A 19,869-nucleotide genomic window follows, 5' to 3' on the forward strand; every position below is an offset into this window, starting at 1 on the left:
TGGTCTGTGAATAAACGGCCATGGATTGTTGAGGAACTTAATCATGGTAACTACGGCGTAATGCGTAGTTCAAGGTATGGTGAGGCTAGGGGTTTCATGTGCTGTGAGTGGTGGTGTGAGGGTTATTGGGCCTCATCTGGTTATTACAACCTATGTAATGATAAGCCGGTAATGCCGAGCAGGCCTAGCAGTGTTCCCTCGATATTTAGAGGTCTTGCAAGCCCATCATCATTCCCCAGGAATAGGTTATTAATATCATTATGGTCGTTGATCCGTAACACCGTACGAAACTCCTTAAATAGGTCCTCAATTAATGAATTACCTAGTGTTCCTGAAGGGGCGTCTAGGGTCAATATTAATACTGACATTTTAATTATTGGTGGTGGATTGTCTGGTCTCTCAGTGGCTGAGGAATTGAATAAACTTGGTCTAAAGGTTGTAATTGTTGAGGGTGAGCATTACCTAGGTGGGCACTTAATAATTGATGATACCGAGATTAAGGACTTAGGGCGTGGTAGTGAATTCATTGGTAAATTAAGTAAGGAGATAAGTGATTCAGTTACTGTACTTACTGGTGTGATCTTTGATGGTTTTCTTGAAGATGCCGTGATTGGACATTCCAGGGACTTCTCCAGGTTATACACTTTCAATTACAAGTACCTAATACTAGCGCAGGGCTTTAGGGAGGTTCCGCTGATTTTCCCTGGCAATAACACGCCACGCATGATTACTGGATTAACAATGCTTAAGCTTACTAAGTGGTGGGGATTTAAGCCGAGGAGGGTTTTGGTTTGGGGCAGTGATGATTGGGCGGTCAGGGTTGCCATGAACCTTATTCAAACAGGTATTGAGGTATATCTTGGTGATAATTCGGTCACCATAAGGAGCGACTTATATAGGGATAGGGTTGATGCGCTTGGTATTAAGACCTTCATTGGCATGAATATAGTTGATGCTAAGGATTCAAGTGAGGGATTGAGACTCGTCCTTGAGAATATAAGGGGTAAGAAGGCTAAGAGGCAGAGGAGAGAGGAGGTCGTGGTTGATGTCCTAGTAAGTGCCGTTAGAGTGCCTGTCATTGACTTACCAGCGCAATTAAACGCGCCTATTGTTTATGCACCTGAAATTGGTGGTCTTGTACCTAGGAGGGGCTTTACGGGGGATCTTGGACTGGGTAATGCCTATGTGATTGGCGATGCTGGAGGTTTACTACCAGAGCACTTAATTGTTAGGCAGGCTAGGGTGACTGCACTAAGCATTGGTGCCATGGAGGACCTAGTGACTAAGGATGCCTTTGATAAGGAGTTAGTGGATTTTAAGAGGGATTTAGTCACCACTAATTCCTCGTATTATAACGTAATCCTTAGGTTTGAGCAGGGGCTTCAGGGTAGTGGCTATTATGCTGAGCCTAACGTTGTCCACGCGCCCATGTGGGCTACCGCCGGGTCAATTGAGGATGTTGAAAATGCCCTGAAAAGCGCTAATAGGCAGTACCTATGTTTCTGTGAGGATGTTACATTAAATGATGTGTTGAGGTCTATCAATGTGCTAATGCATGGTAAGGAGATTAAGGTTAGGGTACTGCATGGTGAAGAGGAGGAGTATAAGTCATTAAGATTACCAGGTATGGAGAGAATAAAGAGGGTTGTTGGTCTAGGCACTGGTCCCTGCCAGGGTAAGCTCTGCCTAATTAATACGAACTTAATACTCAGCTTCATTTACCAAAAGAAACCCAGCGAATTTGGTTTACCAAGGATTAGGTTTCCCGAGGCGTCAATACCAATGGCTACCCTTGCGGGTGGTGAGTGATGAGTGAGGGTCGTGGTTTAATATCATTAACCGCGGATGCCGTGGTAATTGGCGCAGGCATTGTTGGTTTAGCAGTTGCCTATTACTTAGCACGTAGAGGATTCTCTGTTGTCGTTCTTGAGAAAAGTTATGTTGGTTCAGGAAGCTCCACAAGGAATGCCGGCAGGTACAGGGTTCACTTTGGGAATAGGGAGAATACTGAGTTCGCAATAAGGGCAATTAGGAAGTTGGAGTCCCTCAGTGGTGAGCTTGGTTGGAATGGTGTTTTTGAAAGATCAGGTTACCTATGGCTTACTAGACGTAGGGAGGTTATTAATAATTACGAAAAACTCAATGAACAGTTATGGAAACCCCTAGGCATACCTGTTCAAATACTCACGGTTGAGGAATTAAGGGATAGGTTCCCATACATAAACACGCAGGGCATGGTAGGCGCCGTCTTTGGTCCTCAGGACGGTGCCTTTCACCATGACTATCTAGTGATGGGTTATTACGAGAGGGCGCTTGACCTTGGAGTTAAGGTTTTTGAGTACTCAGAGGTTAAGGGTGTTGGTGTAGAGAATGGTAAGGTAGTTAGTGTCTCAAGTAATGACGTTTTCGTTAAGACAAAAAACGTAGTATTTACTGCGGGGGCGTGGACTGGCGAGATCATGAAGAAGACACTCAATATTGATATTCCAATAAAGCCCGTTAGGAGGGAGATAGGGATTACGGAATCTGTGAAGCCTATAATTAATACCTACATAATAGATGCTGAGACAAACCTATATCTCGGTCAAACAATGAGGGGTGAGATACTGGGTAGTATAGAGCTTGATGGTGGTGAGGGCTTCCTACCTTACGGAAACACATTCACTTGGTTAACCGCCTGGGCTAGGGAAACTGTGAAGTTAATACCGAGTCTCGGTAGGATAAGGATCATGAGGATATGGTCTGGTTACTATGAAATGACGCCTGATCATAGCCACGTGATGGGTAGGTCAAGTACATGGCCTGAGGGTGTCTATGTATTGTCTGGTTTCTCAGGTCATGGATTCATGCTTGGTCCATATGCAGCTGAGTTGTTGGCTAATTACATAGTTAATGGTGTAATTGATCCGATTATGAAGCCGTTCTTACCTGATAGGTTCGCTACAGGGAACTTAATCAAGGAGTTATTGGTTATTTAATTTTCCTTAATTTCCTTAAGTGCTTAGTACGAGTTTGCATACGTGAATCTTCGTATTATTCATGTGTAATTTATGGAGTACCATTTAATTAATGTGTTTGGGTAATTATTAATCGTAATTAGTGTTTTCTTATGACGATGGAGCAGAATACCACAGACATCGCGGTGGGTATAAACAAGGTGGAGGCTGGAGTAAATGAGCTAATTAGTAAGTTGGCCACTGTTGTTGACCCAAGGCTAGTGACTAGGGAGCCTCCTGTGGATGTTTTTGACAATGGTGATTCAATAATAATACTTGCCGACCTACCTGGTGTTAAGAAGGAGAGTATTAAGGTTAGGGTGGGTAATAACTACGTGGAGATCATGGCTGAGCCACAGTCGTTGCCAACCATCGGTAAAGTCGCTAGGGTAGAGAGACTGAGTAATTTTAGGATTTATAGGAAGGTTGAGCTTGGTGTGAGGTTTAAGGTTGATGGTGCTAAGGCAGCGTATAAGGACGGCGTGTTACAGATAATTATACCTAAATTAGGTAGTATAGCTGAGACGGAGGTTTCAATAGAATAGTTATGAATAATAAATAAATATTTCACCTCTAAAAATCATGGTATTAATAATTATTGATTTATTAGGATAAGGTATTTATAGGGGTCTAATTATTAGGTCGTGATGTCTATAGTGAAATTTGAGCCAGAAACCAGGAGGGTTCAACTAACTGGTGGCGCAACCTTAATAGTTTCACTACCGAAGGAGTGGACTAGGCAAGTTGATCTTAAACCTGGTGATGAGGTTCTGGTAATACCGCAGCCAGACCTCTCATTGCTTGTTGTGCCCAAGAAGATGGTTAAGGCGCCATTACTCGAATCATCGATAAACGTGACCCAGGACCTATCAAACATTGATCATCTCGAGAGGATATTACTTGCTCATTACCTATCTGGTTATGACATATTTAGGCTTAATTTTGACATAGCGACATTAAACCTGAAGAAGCAGGTTAAGGACATTGTCCGGAGGAAGCTAACCGGAGTTGAGATTATTGAGGAGGGTAGGAATACGTTAGTTATTCAAAACCTCGTTAATGTACCTGATATAAACATTAGGGACATATTAGTGAAGCTTGGTAAGACGGTTGTCGGCATGATAGATGACTTAAGAACGCCAATGGAGAACGGTGATAAGTCAATAGCCATGGACATTATTGAGAGGGATAATGAGGTCGATAAGTTCTACTGGCTCCTAAATAGGCAGTTGAAGAGGGTCTTGGTGAGTAAGCATGCCCTAAGCCTATCTGGTATTCAGGACCCAAGGAGTATCATTGAGTATGCAATAATTAATAAGTCGCTCGAGAGGGCTGCTGATCATGCCGTTAAGATCGCGCGGGAGGTCGTAAATCTAGGCGATAAATACGTACTTATAATGCCGCAGGAGCTTAGGCAGAGATTCAGTGAGCTCCTTAGTAAGGACTCCATGATAATGAGTAATGTTGGTAAGGCAATGACGGAGAAAATAGATGCAAGGGAGGTTAATTACATAATTGATACTGTTAAGTATGAAATACGGACGACAGTAGATTCACTGGATTCCTCACTATCGAATTATAGCCTAACCACACAGGCAGCCGCGTCGGCTAGGTTAATACTGGATAGTATCTATAGGATAGCTGAATACGCATCAGACGTTGGGGAGGCATTACTTAACCTCGCAATTGAGCAATTTGGATAATACCTCGATTAAAATTAGACCTTATTAAAAACCATTGTTATTATGTCCTCAAAAAAGTAATGAGTTGCCTTGATCATTACCAGTTTATAGCCACATCTTCCTAAGTAATCAATTGATTCCTCCCAATTGGACAGTGAGGATTGCGTTAGTATGAACATGGAGGCTTTATACTGACATATTTGCTGTATTAATTGCTTAATCACATCATTACCGTGAGATCCACCGAAGATCCTCCAATCCTCATTCCAATTACCTGGTAAGTAGGGAGGATTACTAACAACTATGTCGAGGCAAAATCGTGTCCTTATTGCATCTAGTAAATTCATTGTTATCACATCAGCGTAGTGATAAAGACCATTATTAACTAGGTTTATTCTGGTGTTCATTGATGCATTGTAATCATGATCCGCAGCCAAAACCCATGCAGTGCCTCCCTTACTAACTATTTCATTCAACGCCGTTAATGCTAATATACCCGTCCCAGATCCTACATCGATTATGCGTAAGTACCCATCATTAGCGTGATTGCTCATAACCCAACGGAGTAGCTCAGCCGTTTGCCACGAATCCTCGGCAGGGGGATAGACATTACTTAATACTATGATTTTCATGATCACTTGAACAATACTATGTATATTAATACTGAGGGTATTAATAGGAATAATGTTTCGAAGAGTAGTGAGTATTCCATGGGTTTTCCTGAAATCATTGATAGTACCGTGGCTAGCATTATTAGGCTAATGAGTGGTAATAATGCCTTAAGCAATGCGTCAATTATTGAGAGTGGGTAGGGTGGTACCCACGGTGTTATTAACGCCATTATAGTTGGGTATAGCGATATCGGTATCAATGATGTTAAAACACCACTTAATAACTTAAGATCCACAATCTCACCGCCGAGTAAGTACCTATAAATAAATAATGAAATACCTAGGTATGCGAGTATTGAAATTATTGTCACATCTATCGGCATAGAGTACATACTCTCCACAAAAACCAGGAGTAATAATTCATAATTCTGTGTGAATGCCGTAACTAAACCAAGCACTATAATTACCATTGAGTATATGAATAATGCATTCGGGCCGAGCCTATACATGTTTATTGTTAATGGTCTCATCAATAATATGTCAGTTAACTCCTCGGTTTTTGCACTTGGGTTCTTAATATCAGAGTTGGGGCTTAATAATTCATCAATCCTCTCAATGAGTGTTCTTCCCTTGCTCGTTATCTTTACGTAGGGTCCATCCCTTATAACAAAGCCATTAGCCCTTAGTATCTCAATATCGTAGTAAATGGATGATGTGGGCGCATTTAGTACTTTTCTTAGGTCTGATATCCTCATAGTACCCTGACCAATCAATAATTTCAGTATTTGTATTCTCCTTGGCTTAAGCACAATGTTGTCAATATCATCAATATCCCTACTCATTACAGCAATACTTATAGAGTAAGTATAAAAGAGTTCTTTTCGGAGAGATTTCTGTGGTTAGCTTTGATGATTTAAAGGTGTCATTAAGTACGTACATAATGAGGAACAAGAGAGTTACTTATCAGGATCTATTGAGGTGGTCATCGAGCAATAAGGTCGGTAACGCCCTACTATACCTAGTCATTAGAGAGTTAGTTCGTGAGAGGAAGTTCAAGGTATCCGGGGAGTACGTAATTGGAACAATAAGAATCGGCAATAATGATGTTAAGTTATCAATACCAATGTACATAGAGGTACCTGGTGAGACCGTTAAGCCAACAACATCCACTAAACGCCAAACAAGGCAAAGACATGCCAGGAGTTCAAGCATACTAGAGGCGTTTAGTAAGGAAAAGGCTCCGGAGGAAAAGCAGGTTACAACGGAGGGTGGTGAGGAAAAAGGAGTTGTAGGAAGATCTTCTAAGGAGGTTGAACGAGAGGAAACACCACAAAAAACTGGATTAAGTGAGGCTAGAGAGCAGAAGGAGGTTCAGGGCAATACTGAGAATGAGACAATGGAGACTAAGGTTAAGGAGGTAGATAATACCGTGGTGAGTATCGAGGAGACGAGAATTCCAACTGATTATTCAACAATTTCAATGGAGGATTTTATGACAATGCTTAGGAGGATTATTGACGAGGAGTTACCCCAGAATAGAGAGGAGGGTTATAAAATAGCCATGGCGATTTTGACGTACTTATCAAAATACTGGAGCGTTGGTGAGTTAAGACTAAAGCTTGACATTGCTAAGCAGTTTGGCGGTGTTAATGAGAATATAATGAGGATTGAGGATGGGGTTTTAAGGGCACTTAGGAAGCTGGGTATTATAGAGGTTGTAGAGCCTGGTGTTATCAATAGAATGAGGGAATTACCCAAGGATTTTGTTAAGGTTAGACTTGATTCGTTATTTACCTAACTACGCAGCTATTTGCTTAAGTCTGTCAGGTGTTGTGTAAACCTCGGTTCTATGACCCTTAGAAACAAGTACCAAAGCTCCCTTATTTGCCAGAGTCCTCAGTATTTGATAGGCGACGCTTATTTTTGTATTAAACCTAGTCGCTACCAAGTACGGCGTAACGTACTCCCACCTCACGACCTCCTTCTCAACATCATTAAGTAGTTTAGGATCAACAAGTGAAGCCCTAACTGTTGGTCTCTCCTCAGTGGCTTTCTTACCCTTCGCAGTTGGTTTTGCTGGGGCTTGCTTTTCCTGTCTCTTTGCTAATTGTGATAATGTTGGTTTTTTCTTTCCACCCATACAGGTCAAAATGCCTCCCTAATCACCCTTTATAAACTATTCTTCGCCATAAGCATGGAGTTTAGGTATTATGCCTATGGTTGTATCGGAAAGATTTTTTAAGTGCTTTTTTAAATCATGAATAATGGCAAATCCCACTTATCGTATTGAGAATATTGTCGCTACGGTAAATCTCGGCATTGACCTGGACCTAGATAAACTCGCAGAAAGGCTCCCCGCAGCTGAGTACAATCCTGAGCAATTTCCCGGCTTGATACTAAGGTTACAGAGACCAAAGATATCGGCATTAATCTTTAGGACGGGTAAGATGGTGTGTACGGGTGCTAAGAGCGAGAATGAGCTTAAGAGGGCTGTTAAGGAATTAGTGAGGTTGCTTAATGAGCATGGCGCCGACGTACCACTCACCCCGGAAATTCAGGTACAGAACATTGTGGCTTCCGGTAACCTGCATGCCGAGGTTGATATTGAGAAATCAGCCCTAATGCTTGAGAATTCAATGTACGAACCTGAGCAATTCCCCGGCCTCATTTATAGAATGGACGATCCGAAGGTTGTGCTACTAATATTTAGCTCAGGTAAGATAGTGTGTACGGGGGCCAAGAAGGAACAACAGGTTAGGGATGCTGTCTTTAAGATTCATGACGTTCTTAGGGATATAGGGGCTTTATATGAGGAGGAGGGTGGTAAGGAAGAAGAGGAGCTTTGATAATTATGTTCCCAGAGGCAGTACCAATAATTGACCAGGGCATTAAACGAATACCTAATTTAGTATTTACCAATAAGTTAGCGGTAGAATTAAAGGGTGAAGTGGGTCCTGGCACTATAAAGAGGTTAGGGTCGTTGGGTAAGGAGGTCATTGGTATTGTCAGGATTAATGATAACCTTAATGTCAAGCTTCCAAGTTCATTAAGTAAGTTTGATAAAGCAATCATAATTTTTGGACCTGGAGTTGGTGAGTCCTGGCTTAGGTACGTGGTTGGTCTCACAAATACGGTGGTTGGTTTCACCCTCGATTCACTAATGAAATTCATAGGGTTAAGGCCACACCTCCTTAATATACCTAGTGAATTATTGATTGACCCGTTAATCAATGACAAGGTTGCGGTATTACCCAAGGTCTTGCCAAAGGCTGTTATTGACTGGTTAATGGACTACATAGACTCAGGGGGAGACCTATACGTATTAGTGCGTGGTGATTCAATAAATAGCACTGACCTGCTTATTCATTCGCGGCTTGTCTTTACTTACAATATTAAGCTAGCTGAATTATACAATAATATTATTAAGAGTAATTCCACGAGTAATGTTAGAATAACCACAAAGGCTGAATGCGACTTCTGTGGTGATCCTCCAAGCCCAATATGCATATTATTATGCCCCAACATAGATTTAACCAGGGAGGTTAGGGTTGAGTAGTATGAGCTTATCAAAAAGGAAGGGTTCTGCGCATGAAAGGGCTTTGGCAAATAAGCTATGGGATATGGGTCTCGCGGTTCTGAGGGGGTGTTCATCAGGTGGTGGTGTTAGGAAGAGGTTTGTTCCGGACATTGTTGCTATGGGACCTGGATTCGTATTAGTACTTGAGGTTAAGTATAGGTCTGAGAGAGGGCCCGTAAGGATTGAGGAGGAGAAGGTGGAGAAATTGCTGGAGTTTGCGCGCAGGGCTAAGGGCGATGCCTACATTGCTGTGAAGTTTAGGGGTGATGATTGGCGTATCCTACCCATAAGTGATAGGGGAGGTGTTACCATAAGACCTGATGATTTAGGTAATGCCTATACGCTTGAGCAGTTGGTTAATAAGTACATGAGTAGATCATTGACCGAGTACTTGAAATAACTACCTCAAGCGATTAATCTTTAATAATGCCCAATTGACTAATCATTAATGTCATCATCAATGCAACGTGAATTAAAGACATTAGTAGACCAAACACTCAAAAACCTGGAGACTAAGTCATTAAAATACACGCGAGTCAGTGTTAAGGATTCAAACCAAGGATTTGAGATAAGTATCAAGGTATACCTAGAACACCCAATGCACTTTAGGAGCATTTATGAATTAACAAGGACAGTAACCAGTAAGTACGGGATTACGATCGATGACGTGATGATATACGCACCCCACTCAAGGGCAATTAGGATATCCTTCACAATTAAAAGGAAGTAATTTTTGTGGTAAAGCTTATTTAATTAATGGATTAATTAGGACTAATGAGTGCGCAATCATACATTAAATGGCTTGGTCATGCGGCCTTCGAAATAATGCTAAGCGGTAAGAAAATACTAATTGATCCCTGGATATCGAACCCACTATCACCCATAACACTTAGTGAAATAACAAACGTTGATTATATACTTGTGACACATGATCATTTTGATCACCTAGGTGAAACCATTGATATCGCTAAAAAGACCAATGCAACCGTAGTCGGTGTTTTCGAACTCGTTAATTATCTCAGCGAGCAGGGTGTTAAGAACACCATAGGCATGAATGTTGGTGGTTCCGTAAAGTTAACGAGTGAGATTGAGGTTTACGTAACCCCAGCACTGCATAGCTCAAGTAGGGGTGTGCCCGTGGGATTCATAATAAGGGCTCCCGAGGCAACTATATACCATGCAGGGGATACTGGGCTCTTTAGCGAGATGGATTTACTGGGCAGGTTGTTTAAGATTGATGTTGCCATACTACCAATAGGTAGTTTGTTCACGATGGATCCGAGGCAAGCTGCCTATGCATTAACAATGCTGAGGCCTAGAGCAGCGATACCTATACATTATAATACATTCCCTGACATTAAGCAGGATCCACAGCAGTTTAAGGAGCTTGCTGAGTCTATGCTTCCTGACATTAAGGTGTTTATATTAAAGCCTGGTGAGGCTTTACAATTACCAATCAAGTAATTAATCATTATTAAGCCCTTAATATTTAAAATCTACCCAGCACATCGTTGCTGGTATGGGTAATTTCGATGTTATTGTGGTTGGCGCAGGTACAGCGGGTTCCTATGCATCATACTTACTTGCTAAGGCAGGACTTAATGTAGCCCTAATAGAAATGAAGAGGAGGGATAAGGTCTTTAAGACGACTGGTGATGCCATTGGTATTCACCACATTGAGCGAATGAGCATTAAACCACCGAGTGATGTATATGCGATAAAGTACGAAGGTGCGGAGTTATATAGCCCCGATCTATCGATTAAGTACGTAGTGCTCGGTAAGGGCTTTGGGTTAGATATGGCGAAGTGGGCTCAATGGCTAATCAGTGAGGCTGAGAAGGCCGGTGTTCATATTTTTGATAATCATAAGGTTCAGGGGCCAATAATAGAGAATGGAGCAGTTTCTGGAGTCAGGGTGTTGAAGCCTGATGGTTCTGCTGAGGATTTTAGGGCTAAGGTTGTCATTGATGCCAGTGGCGTTGGTGCCGTTGTTAGGAGTAGGCTTCCCCGTGAATGGTGGGTTTCCGAGCCATTACTACCTGAGGACGTCTCAAACGCCTATAGGGAGATTATCCAGGTTGATTATGAGATTGAGAAGCCTGAGTACATAAAGATATACCTAGATACTAACATAGCACCTGGCGGTTACTGGTGGTTATTCCCAAAGAGTTCGAACACAATGAATATTGGGCTTGGTCTATGGGGTAAGTTAAGTGAGGAGAATGGATTAAACCCTAGGCATAATTATGATAAGTACTTAGCCAATAGCCAATATACGAGAGGTAGAAAGGTAATACACATGGGCGGCGGTATTGTACCAACACGTAGGCCATTACCATCACTCGTTGCCAACGGCTTCCTGGCTGCTGGCGATGCCGCAGTTACGGTAAACCCAGTGCACGGTGGTGGTATAGGGCCTGCCCTCCTCTCGGCGGAGTTGGCTTCGAAGACCGTGATAGATGCATTTGAAAAGGGTGACTTCACAGAAAGGGGATTATGGAGGTATAATATTGAGTATTTAAGGGCTTACGGCATAAAGCAGGCAATGCTTGATGTATTTAGGTTAATGCTTCAAACGCTTACTGATGATCAATTAAACAAGGGTTTAAGGGCTAGACTTCTTACTGAGGATGAGGTTCTGGAAATATCGGAACGAGGATCACTGGAGTTATCATTTATTGATAAGTTGAAGATCGGCCTGCGCTTAATGAGGGTACCTGACGTTGCATCCAAGTTAAGGCTTGCGTTGAGGTATATGAATGAGGTTAAGAGCTTATACGAGGCCTACCCAGAGAGTCCCAGTGTTTTATCGAGTTGGTATGGTAAATTAGCGAGTATTTATCGTGAATACACAGGTAGGCTTGGCATAACTTTGAAATGGTTAAGTAACACTTAATACTTTAGGTATGTTCTTATCGAAGGGTGGGTAAATAATCCCCTTCTCAGTTATTAATGCGGTCACGTACTTAGGAGGCGTAACATCAAATACTGGGTTAAACACAGGAACATTCTCGGGGGCTATTGGCACACCTCTAATCTTCCTAACCTCATCAGGATCCCTCTCCTCAATCTTCACATCCTCAACCCTACTCTTAAGGTCGAATGTCGATGATGGTGCTATTGCGTAAAAGGGTATGCCCAATTCATGTGCAATAACCGCCTCCTTAAACGTTCCAATCTTATTATAAACATGTCCATACCTTAGTATCCTGTCTGCGCCAACCATCACACTATTAACCATGCCTCTATACATTACGTAACCAACTGCTGTATCCGTTATCAACGTGACTGGTATTCCATCAACCATCAACTCATAAACAGTTAACCTAGCGCCCTGAAGCCAAGGCCTGGTCTCAGGTGCTATCACGGAAACCTTAATGCCTAATGCATGAGCTACCCTCACTGGTGCCGTAGCTGTGCCAATTCCAGTACCAGTTGCCAATCCACCGGCATTGCATTGGGTTAATATGGTATCCCCATCATTTACCTTCTCAAGTCCGTAAATTCCCATCATCAATTCAGCATCGAACTCCTCATCAAATATGACCTTAGCCTCCATCTTCATCACATCAAGTAATTCCCTCACACTTTTAGCGCTACCGTTACGCACGGCATTTCTAGCGACATTAAGCATTCTTTCCGTGGCCCAGAATAAGTTATGGGCTGTTGGTCTTGCTGCATTCAAGATATCCCTAGCCTTCGCTAATTCATTGAGGGCTTCATCAAGTGTTAATGCATTACCATGGGCTATGGTTAGCACCATACCGTAGGCTGCGGTTATCCCTATCGCTGGTGCTCCGCGAATTATCATCTGCTTAATGGCGTCAGCCGTTGATACTGGGTCCCTCAACTCCACGTAAACCTCCTCAAAGGGTAACTTCCTTTGGTCTAGTAATAGGAGTGTATTGTCTTCGTCACGCCAGATTATTGGCCTTAACTTAGGCTTTATTTTACTTTTCAATTCCTCAAGATCAATCCTCATACTCAATTGATAATAATCAATAACTTTTAAGTGTTTACCCGTGGTGTATCTTTTCCTTGCTTTTAATTGCTTCTAATTCCGCCACGGGCACCTCTCTTAAGGGATCATACACAGTCACCCTTAGGTCATTGGGGCTAGTCGAGGGAAACACCACTACCCTCCCATCCACCTTTTTTGCCAAGTTAAGTGGGGCAATGGAATCCCTTTCTAGCAAAAACTCACCACTTTCTAGGTACCTGGTAATCACCTTGAATACTCTAATACCCCCACCCTCGTGGGCAGTGCCCGTCATCAGGTAGGGGTTAAAAACCTTGATTACCTTCTCCACTACTTGCTTACCCTTCTTCAACTTCTTGCCGTTAAATGGGTTGATGGAGGAAGTATAGGATTCAGAGACCTCTTCAACCTCAATAGGTTGAGTCTTTAACATTTCCACGAATTTAACAACACTCCACTGATGAATCCTATGCCTAAGCCTAGCACCTTTGTTATTCTCCATTTTCTCCTTAGCTTTATAGGAGAACTTACCAACAATAACCTTAGCCTTCAAATCTCTAGCTAGTTCGGTTATCCTCTTAACAGTCTTCCTCAACACGTCAATTTTCCTCTCCCTTTCCCTTAGCTTCCTCAACTTCTTCTTAACTAACTCGTCCTTCGTTGAGTTTCCTTTAATGATTTCTTCTCTTCTTATAGAGTAGTTTATGACGATCCTCCCTAACCCAGTCTCATAACGCCTCAACTCCCTGAGTTTAAAATCCTCAAAAATCGCCACCGTGACGTTATTCTCATTAACGTCAATAGAGAGGTAATTACCCTCCCTCGATTCAACCTCCACATCCTTCTCAAATGTTAACCAAACTAGGACTTTCCCACCCACCAACCTTAGCTTAAGCTCCTGTGAAACCCTCCAACCTTCATATACGTAGCGGGTAAATTGTTTAGTTATTCTTAGTGGTATCTCAACCCAACCTTTGTGGGTTAAAACGCTAACTGACGCTCCATTAAACCTCCAATTAATCGTGTTAGGAATAATAACCACGACTCTCCTATACTCCGGCCTATCCTTCCTCGTTAGCCCTTTCCTCCTCCTCTTCCTAAAGCTCTTAACAATCCTACCAGCTACAATGTAAGAACCTTCAATTACCCTTGAAGGTAGGAAGGGGTACTTCTCCTTATAATGATTGTAAAACCTCTCGTGCAACCTCTTCCTAGTGGTTGGTAAGCCTTCAGAAAGTATCACATCTATCATCTCCTTAACAATTAATCTTTGATATTCCTCAACCTCTCTAAGAACGCGGTACTTCCACCTATTGAGGGGGTCACTTTCCAGCCTAACCGTCCTTCTCAACGTCTTCAACACACCCAACCGCCTCACTAGGCGTTAAATACCTCCCCACAGTAATTAAAAATAACTAGAAGCATTTAAAATTGTGTAAGTGTTACAGTCTTTTTAGCGGGTTCCTAACCCAGGTACTTCTCACGCAAGTAATTTAGTAGATGTGTCGGGTTATACGTATCATTGAAGGACATCATGAGCAATTCCTTAGGTGGATATATGGCACCATACTTACAAATCCTATCCCTAAGGAACTCCTTAATCTCATTAAATCTCCTGCCCGCAACCTTATCCCTAAGCCCAGGTAATTTGGCATATATCATACCAGCAATAACGTTGCCCAATGTATACGTTGGGAAGTAACCGAAGGACCCCTGAGACCAATGAATATCCTGGAGAACACCCTCAGCATCATTCCTCGGCCTAACCCCTAAGTACTTATCCATGAAGTCATTCCATAGTGATGGTAAGTCAGACACATCAAGCTTACCAGCTATCACACCCTTCTCAATCTCATAACGGAGAGCTATGTGGAAGTTATAAGTGACCTCATCAGCATCAACCCTAATAAGACTCGGCCTAACAATATTGAAGTACCTGTAAATGTCCTCCTCACCGTAATCCCTGAGAAATGGTAACCTCTCCTTAAGTAACGGGTATATTAAATGCACGAACTCCCTACTCCTACCAATAATATTCTCCCAAAATCTCGACTGGCTCTCATGAACACCCATGGAGACTCCACGCCCAACGGGTGTCATTTCAAGGGATGGATCAATCATTAACTCATACATTGCATGACCACTCTCATGAATAACGGAGAACATGGTTGACCTAAAGTCCTTACCCTCATACCTAGTGGTTATCCTCACATCATTGATTGCCATGCTTATCGTGAATGGGTGCGCAGACACATCCATCCTGAACCTACTACCCACGGGCATCTCAAGTATCTTAAGTAGCTCCTCATTAATTGATTTCATGACATTAACATCATAAGGCACATCCTCAAGCGGGTGCTTACTTGGGTACCTACCCTCACTCAGCACCTTCTCAAGTATTGACTTTAGGTTAGGGAGTAATGTGTTGAATACATTATCAGCATCATTAACCGTAAATCCCTCCTCATACAAGTCCAGTAATGCATTGTATGGGTGGCCCTCATAACCAAGTTTATCGGCAATAACCCTCTCCAACTCCACAATCTTTGATAGGTATGGTTTAAACTTCTCGAAGTTCGTCTCCTTCTTTGCCTCCCTCCAAACCACAGCAGCCTTCGTAGTAGTCCTATCAAGCTCCTCAAGGATTTCTGGAGGTATTGATGTGTAGTATTTCATCTCTCTCTTCAAAACCCTGATAACCCCCCTCTCAAATTCGGTCAAGTCCTTAGCATCCTCATACTTACTAACAAGGTCCCTAAGTCTAAGCAAATGCTCCCTGCGGACCAAGGTTAATTGCGCCAGTGCTTCACCACGTGGCGAAGCACCCTCAACAGGCATATTGACCTCCAAGTCCCACTCAAGTAATGACCTTGCGTGATCAATAGCCCACACCGACCTATACTCCTTTAGTAGGTCGTCGATCTTCATTAATCGGTGGCTCGTAGCGTCTTACTTAAGTATTTCCTCTATTGCATGAATTTACTAACAGGGATACCAGGTTATATAGTCGAATCGCGGTTTTCAACTTACTCAGTGATAAATTGCCAAGCCCCAGCTCTCTCCTTACATCGCTTATCAGAGAACCACAATTATCAGGATTAACCCCCAATTTATCACATACGCAGTTCCAATCATTGCAATTAATAACTGCGTTAATTACGTCCCTGGTCTTACCATCACATGATTTCACTGCCAGTGTAAATACGGTATTCACTAGATCACCAATGGCTTCATAAATCACGTTTTCAATTACAGTTCTCAACTCATCAATGGTTAGTACAACGGCCTCCTCAAGATTTATAACAGAAACACCCAACTCATCGGCCAATGCCTTACTCGAGTCATTACTAAAGCCCCTAGCCACAATTAGGGGCTTCGCGTTTAATACCTTGGCATTGACATATGCCTGCCTAATGGCGCTCACATCAACCTTGCCAGACTTAACCTCAATAGCATACTTATTGCCTGAGTTATCCTCGGCCACGATATCTACCTCCCCAACCTCCACACCATTAACAGTGATCTTTATTCTTCGGCCAATGACCTTAAACCCAAGTCTACTCAATAACTCAGCCACATAATCCTCAAACTTAATGCCCGAATTAGCCACTGCAATTAATAATGCGCAAACCCTTTAATTAATTTTGATACTTTTATTTGAGTGATGATGGTTTGCAGCCCTGAATAATGACGAAATCGCTGAGGACTGATAAAAAATGACAAGCCTCGCCCTTCAGGGCGGGGAGGAGGTCAGTTCACAATTTAAGGTCCGTTTGCGGGTTCGCCATAATACTCGTTATCACGTTCTTGAGCTTTACGTATTGATTAACAGAATTACTAATCATGTAATTCACCTCATCCTTAGTGAAAGCACCAGTAACCTTTTGTATAGCCACGACATTACCCCCAGCTATGCCAGTTATGTAAATTCCATCGGATAGATCCTCCTCCTCCCGCGTTGGGTCTACCAGTAGGAAGTTCCCTAGCTTGGCGTGGGTTATTGTTAATGGTAATTTATCGACATTAAGTGCCAAAGGCGATTTATTGCTCCTGTCTATCCTCAATATATTACCTGCTGGGTCAAGCTCTACCTTAGGTAATGCAGTATTCATTAATGCGGTTATGGCGGCTATTGTGGATGCATCCACTAGGTTGCCATCATGGTTAAGTACGTATATGTCAACCCAAAGGAACCATGCGTGCCTACCCGTTACTATTGATAATGACTTAAAATTCAGAAAACCACTATGCCTTATTGCCCTATCTACTACCCTGGCAATCTCAATGGCATTCTCATCAGGTGGTCCAGGCTCTATGTCTGGGGATGCAGCTGGTGCAATTTCCAGGTTTACTATTAATGCGCCCTCATCTGGAGTATCTTCGAAGGGTTTTCCAACCTCAACCTTTACCCCAGCCATCACCTTAGTATTACCGAGGGATACTAGGGAGCTTCCATCGGCGGTCCTCACAACACCAACCCTAATACTTAATTCTCTATAATCATTCAATCCCCTATTATCAATCCTAACACCCTGCTCAATCATTTTCCTCATAACGTCTTGCTTAAGCTTCGGAATAACACCTTTCTCCTGAGTTACGCTCAGCATTTAGGGGACTATTACTTAAGCCCTTTTAATTTTATTCGTCTTAAGGGCTTTTAATACTAAATGGTTAGTGTCATTGATGGTTCGACATACTTATTCTTAAGTACGTCCTTCTGCAACCTATATATCTGCTCAGCAGCCTTGAAGGCTAGCTCAACTGCTTGATTAACCTCAGTGGGTGTCCACTCACCATCTGCCTGCATCAGGGTTATTAATCCGCGACCATACATTATGGCAAGGGGCATGTCACCCTCACCATACTGATCCTCAAGCTGGTTCAAATCAACAATTATTGTCCCAGATACCTTACCCACCGATACACCAACCAATAAATCCCTCATGGGTATACCAGCATCTGCCAACGCCAGTGAAGCCGCAGTTATTCCAGTAACCCTAGTACTACCATCGGCCTGGAGTACCTCGATATACACATCTATTGTGGTTCTTGGGAATCTCTCGAGGATAACTACGGGTTCGAGCGCCGTCCTAATGACCTTGGAAATCTCAATCTCTCTCCTAGATGGCGTTGGGCTCTTCCTACCCTCAGAGGTGCTGAATGGGATCATGTGGTACCTAACCCTCAGTATGGCCTTGTCTGGTAATTCAAGGTGCTTTTGCGGTACTTCCCTCGGCCCATAAACTGCAGCGAGGATTACGGTATTTCCATAGGCAACTAATGCGCTACCCTCGGCATTACTTATTACGCCAACCTCCATCCTAACTGGTCTATGCTCATTGGGTAATCTCCCATCGCTCCTCCTATCATTAACTATCAATGGTACTGGTGGTTGCTTACCCATTAATCCCCATCTTTATTTTTGATATAAAAGTATTTTTAGGGGTAAAATTTCTTCAGTTACCAGTATGGTTACACTTAGGGAAGCTCGGGAAAGTGACGTGGAAACCTTAATTGACCTTGTGGTCAGGTTAAAACGACTCAATAGTGAATTCGACCCCCTATTTAGCGCGAGGAATGACTGCGCAGAACGCGCCAGGGAATACCTATTAAACGCAATACATGATAGTAAGGGTCACCTGATACTTGTTGCTGAGGATATGGGGAAGATAGTTGGTGTGCTGAAGGCGGACATTAGGGAGCGATTATTCTACTCACCAAGTATTGAGGGCGCCATTGTGGACTTCTACGTAATGCCTGAGTACAGGCGTAAGGGGTTGGGTAAGATGATGCTTGAGAAGGCCATAGCAATGCTCCGTGAGAGGGGTGCCCAGTTAATAACTGCGGAGTTCCCAACACAGAATCAAATAGCCATAAACTTCTATAATAAGATGGGATTTAGATCACTCGTTAGTGTGTATGCTAGGGAGACCTAGGTTAGGGAAGGTCAAAAACTCTCGCGATCCAGTCACCCATTTTATTACCAACCATAACGTAGGCCTTTACCTTAGGGCACTCATCCCCTATGACTATGGGCACCACTATCATGCTGAATAAAAGGTTATTAGCCTTAATTATCCTTGTCGCTATTGGTTCAAGCCTATCCACGGCTTCCCTAGCCCTAGGTGCATAGTTATTATTAGTGGTTATGACATCACCAATTAAGGCACCAACGGGTTTACCACCCTGTATGATTAATGCATGCTCATCACTTAATTGAGTACTAACTAGGTTTAGGTTTATTGTAACATCAACATCACTCAAAATACTCATCATATAAAAGCCCTTACTATTCATTAGGTAATTAAATACCGTAATCACTTGATTCAATACGCAATTTCTCGGCGGTTCTAATGCTATAAAGCAACCCCCGCTCTTTAAGTAATTCTCTAGGGTCTTGGAATACTGTAGGCACTTAAACTCATCACTACTCATTATTATCTCCAACAAATTACTCGTGTAATTAATCTCATCTCTCCTTGTAAGGCCTAGGAGCTTTATTGCATCATTAATTGAAAGGCCCTCAGCCAGCCTATCAATAACCTCCTTCAACGCACAATTCCTAGTGGCTATCCTATATAGTATGTTTGGTAATTCCTGGGTCCCATCAATCACGGCCTTCCCCAATTCCTCAGCCTCCCTCGTTATTCTACCCTGCTTCCAAAGACCCAGTGCTGACAGGGTTGGTATAATTACTCTATAGTTCGATCTACTAAGTCCATGGGAATCCAGGTACTTCATTAGGTTCTCCGTATCATCACCCTGCCTATTCCTTACCAGGAATGTGACTATTTCAAGGAGCTTAGCGACAGGTAGCCTAATATACCAGCCTCTTAGGGTGCATGTGCTTGATCTCAGGGTATCGGAACTTTCCCTAGTCGTTAATAAATCCCTAATCTCATTATTTAATGAGCTCATTAATTCATTAATTGACCTGGCCTTTAGGATCCTCGTTACTCCATCACCCTCAATAATTACCTGATACTCATCACTTTCCTGAATAATCCTAATGCTCAGGTCCACA

22 protein-coding genes are annotated in these 19,869 nt (G+C 42.6%); 12 read left to right on the forward strand and 10 right to left on the reverse strand.

The features are described 5' to 3' along the window. Window positions 1–6 precede the first annotated feature (6 nt). The 4 genes from ACP5L5_RS06800 to ACP5L5_RS06815 all read left to right on the forward strand — a co-directional run bounded on the left by ACP5L5_RS06800 (window position 7) and on the right by ACP5L5_RS06815 (window position 4,699). Window positions 7–1,809, forward strand: a complete 1,803-nt coding sequence (locus ACP5L5_RS06800) for an FAD-dependent oxidoreductase (protein WP_428762567.1) — start codon at window positions 7–9, stop codon at window positions 1,807–1,809. After that, window positions 1,809–2,978: an NAD(P)/FAD-dependent oxidoreductase gene (locus ACP5L5_RS06805; RefSeq protein WP_428762569.1), complete on the forward strand. Its 1,170-nt coding sequence runs from the start codon at window positions 1,809–1,811 to the stop codon at window positions 2,976–2,978. The genes ACP5L5_RS06800 and ACP5L5_RS06805 overlap by 1 nt, the downstream gene beginning before the upstream one ends. Before the next feature lie 131 nt (window positions 2,979–3,109). After that, on the forward strand, window positions 3,110–3,541 hold the full coding sequence (locus tag ACP5L5_RS06810; RefSeq protein WP_428762571.1) for an Hsp20/alpha crystallin family protein: 432 nt from the start codon (window positions 3,110–3,112) through the stop codon (window positions 3,539–3,541). A 102-nt stretch (window positions 3,542–3,643) separates the two neighbouring features. Further along, window positions 3,644–4,699, forward strand: a complete 1,056-nt coding sequence (locus tag ACP5L5_RS06815) for a PhoU domain-containing protein (RefSeq protein ID WP_273304096.1) — start codon at window positions 3,644–3,646, stop codon at window positions 4,697–4,699. A 14-nt stretch (window positions 4,700–4,713) separates the two neighbouring features. Here ACP5L5_RS06815 and ACP5L5_RS06820 read toward each other — a convergent pair whose 3' ends face one another. Both ACP5L5_RS06820 and ACP5L5_RS06825 read right to left on the reverse strand, forming a co-directional pair. Further along, window positions 4,714–5,310, reverse strand: a complete 597-nt coding sequence (locus ACP5L5_RS06820) for a methyltransferase (RefSeq protein WP_048056981.1) — start codon at window positions 5,308–5,310, stop codon at window positions 4,714–4,716. A gap of 2 nt (window positions 5,311–5,312) precedes the next feature. Next, window positions 5,313–6,131: an ArsR family transcriptional regulator gene (locus ACP5L5_RS06825; protein WP_013605033.1), complete on the reverse strand. Its 819-nt coding sequence runs from the start codon at window positions 6,129–6,131 to the stop codon at window positions 5,313–5,315. 53 nt (window positions 6,132–6,184) lie between these two features. Here ACP5L5_RS06825 and ACP5L5_RS06830 point away from each other — a divergent pair, with 53 nt between their 5' ends. Further along, window positions 6,185–7,087 carry a hypothetical protein gene (locus tag ACP5L5_RS06830; RefSeq protein ID WP_428762574.1) on the forward strand — a complete coding sequence of 301 codons (903 nt, stop codon included), beginning with the start codon at window positions 6,185–6,187 and terminating at the stop codon, window positions 7,085–7,087. On the opposite strand, the gene ACP5L5_RS06835 is transcribed toward ACP5L5_RS06830, so the two are convergent. Then, window positions 7,088–7,429: a 30S ribosomal protein S25e gene (locus tag ACP5L5_RS06835; RefSeq protein WP_428762575.1), complete on the reverse strand. Its 342-nt coding sequence runs from the start codon at window positions 7,427–7,429 to the stop codon at window positions 7,088–7,090. It lies immediately after the preceding gene. Between the two features lie 124 nt (window positions 7,430–7,553). Here ACP5L5_RS06835 and ACP5L5_RS06840 point away from each other — a divergent pair, with 124 nt between their 5' ends. From ACP5L5_RS06840 to ACP5L5_RS06865, 6 genes are read left to right on the forward strand one after another with little or no spacing between them, the layout of a single operon-like run. Beyond that, complete coding sequence (locus ACP5L5_RS06840) at window positions 7,554–8,135, forward strand: TATA-box-binding protein (RefSeq protein ID WP_013605036.1); 582 nt, start codon at window positions 7,554–7,556, stop codon at window positions 8,133–8,135. 5 nt (window positions 8,136–8,140) lie between these two features. Then, window positions 8,141–8,845, forward strand: a complete 705-nt coding sequence (locus ACP5L5_RS06845) for a hypothetical protein (RefSeq protein WP_428762577.1) — start codon at window positions 8,141–8,143, stop codon at window positions 8,843–8,845. A gap of 1 nt (window position 8,846) precedes the next feature. Then, entirely contained in the window at window positions 8,847–9,266 is a 420-nt protein-coding gene (gene hjc / locus ACP5L5_RS06850; RefSeq protein ID WP_013605038.1) for a Holliday junction resolvase Hjc, read from the forward strand. 48 nt (window positions 9,267–9,314) lie between these two features. Further along, window positions 9,315–9,596: a hypothetical protein gene (locus ACP5L5_RS06855; RefSeq protein WP_013605039.1), complete on the forward strand. Its 282-nt coding sequence runs from the start codon at window positions 9,315–9,317 to the stop codon at window positions 9,594–9,596. Between the two features lie 44 nt (window positions 9,597–9,640). Beyond that, a complete protein-coding gene (locus tag ACP5L5_RS06860; RefSeq protein WP_013605040.1) occupies window positions 9,641–10,330 on the forward strand; it encodes a metal-dependent hydrolase in 690 nt (229 codons plus the stop codon). A gap of 55 nt (window positions 10,331–10,385) precedes the next feature. Further along, complete coding sequence (locus tag ACP5L5_RS06865) at window positions 10,386–11,762, forward strand: digeranylgeranylglycerophospholipid reductase (protein WP_273304088.1); 1,377 nt, start codon at window positions 10,386–10,388, stop codon at window positions 11,760–11,762. Here the strand turns inward: ACP5L5_RS06865 and ACP5L5_RS06870 are convergent. The 6 genes from ACP5L5_RS06870 to rrp41 all read right to left on the reverse strand — a co-directional run bounded on the left by ACP5L5_RS06870 (window position 11,748) and on the right by rrp41 (window position 18,249). Further along, entirely contained in the window at window positions 11,748–12,848 is a 1,101-nt protein-coding gene (locus ACP5L5_RS06870) for an S-methyl-5-thioribose-1-phosphate isomerase (RefSeq protein WP_428762580.1), read from the reverse strand. The genes ACP5L5_RS06865 and ACP5L5_RS06870 overlap by 15 nt on opposite strands. A 34-nt stretch (window positions 12,849–12,882) precedes the next feature. Then, the gene (locus ACP5L5_RS06875; protein ID WP_428762582.1) at window positions 12,883–14,208 is read right to left on the reverse strand and encodes an IS200/IS605 family accessory protein TnpB-related protein; all 1,326 of its coding nucleotides are present in this window, start codon (window positions 14,206–14,208) and stop codon (window positions 12,883–12,885) included. 101 nt (window positions 14,209–14,309) lie between these two features. Beyond that, window positions 14,310–15,773 carry a carboxypeptidase M32 gene (locus ACP5L5_RS06880; protein ID WP_428762583.1) on the reverse strand — a complete coding sequence of 488 codons (1,464 nt, stop codon included), beginning with the start codon at window positions 15,771–15,773 and terminating at the stop codon, window positions 14,310–14,312. A 25-nt stretch (window positions 15,774–15,798) separates the two neighbouring features. Further along, window positions 15,799–16,455, reverse strand: coding sequence for an endonuclease NucS domain-containing protein (locus ACP5L5_RS06885; RefSeq protein WP_013605044.1), 657 nt, complete (start codon window positions 16,453–16,455; stop codon window positions 15,799–15,801). Between the two features lie 145 nt (window positions 16,456–16,600). Next, complete coding sequence (rrp42, locus tag ACP5L5_RS06890) at window positions 16,601–17,452, reverse strand: exosome complex protein Rrp42 (RefSeq protein ID WP_428762586.1); 852 nt, start codon at window positions 17,450–17,452, stop codon at window positions 16,601–16,603. Window positions 17,453–17,508: 56 nt separating this feature from the next. Further along, entirely contained in the window at window positions 17,509–18,249 is a 741-nt protein-coding gene (rrp41, locus tag ACP5L5_RS06895; RefSeq protein ID WP_013605046.1) for an exosome complex exonuclease Rrp41, read from the reverse strand. A 64-nt stretch (window positions 18,250–18,313) separates the two neighbouring features. Here rrp41 and ACP5L5_RS06900 point away from each other — a divergent pair, with 64 nt between their 5' ends. Next, on the forward strand, window positions 18,314–18,781 hold the full coding sequence (locus ACP5L5_RS06900; RefSeq protein ID WP_428762588.1) for an N-acetyltransferase family protein: 468 nt from the start codon (window positions 18,314–18,316) through the stop codon (window positions 18,779–18,781). Window position 18,782: 1 nt separating this feature from the next. Here ACP5L5_RS06900 and ACP5L5_RS06905 read toward each other — a convergent pair whose 3' ends face one another. Continuing rightward, the gene (locus tag ACP5L5_RS06905; protein WP_428762590.1) at window positions 18,783–19,868 is read right to left on the reverse strand and encodes a hypothetical protein; all 1,086 of its coding nucleotides are present in this window, start codon (window positions 19,866–19,868) and stop codon (window positions 18,783–18,785) included. Window position 19,869 lies beyond the last annotated feature (1 nt).

The sequence above is a fragment of the Vulcanisaeta sp. genome (assembly GCF_049966235.1).
GTDB classification, from domain to species: domain Archaea; phylum Thermoproteota; class Thermoprotei; order Thermoproteales; family Thermocladiaceae; genus Vulcanisaeta; species Vulcanisaeta moutnovskia.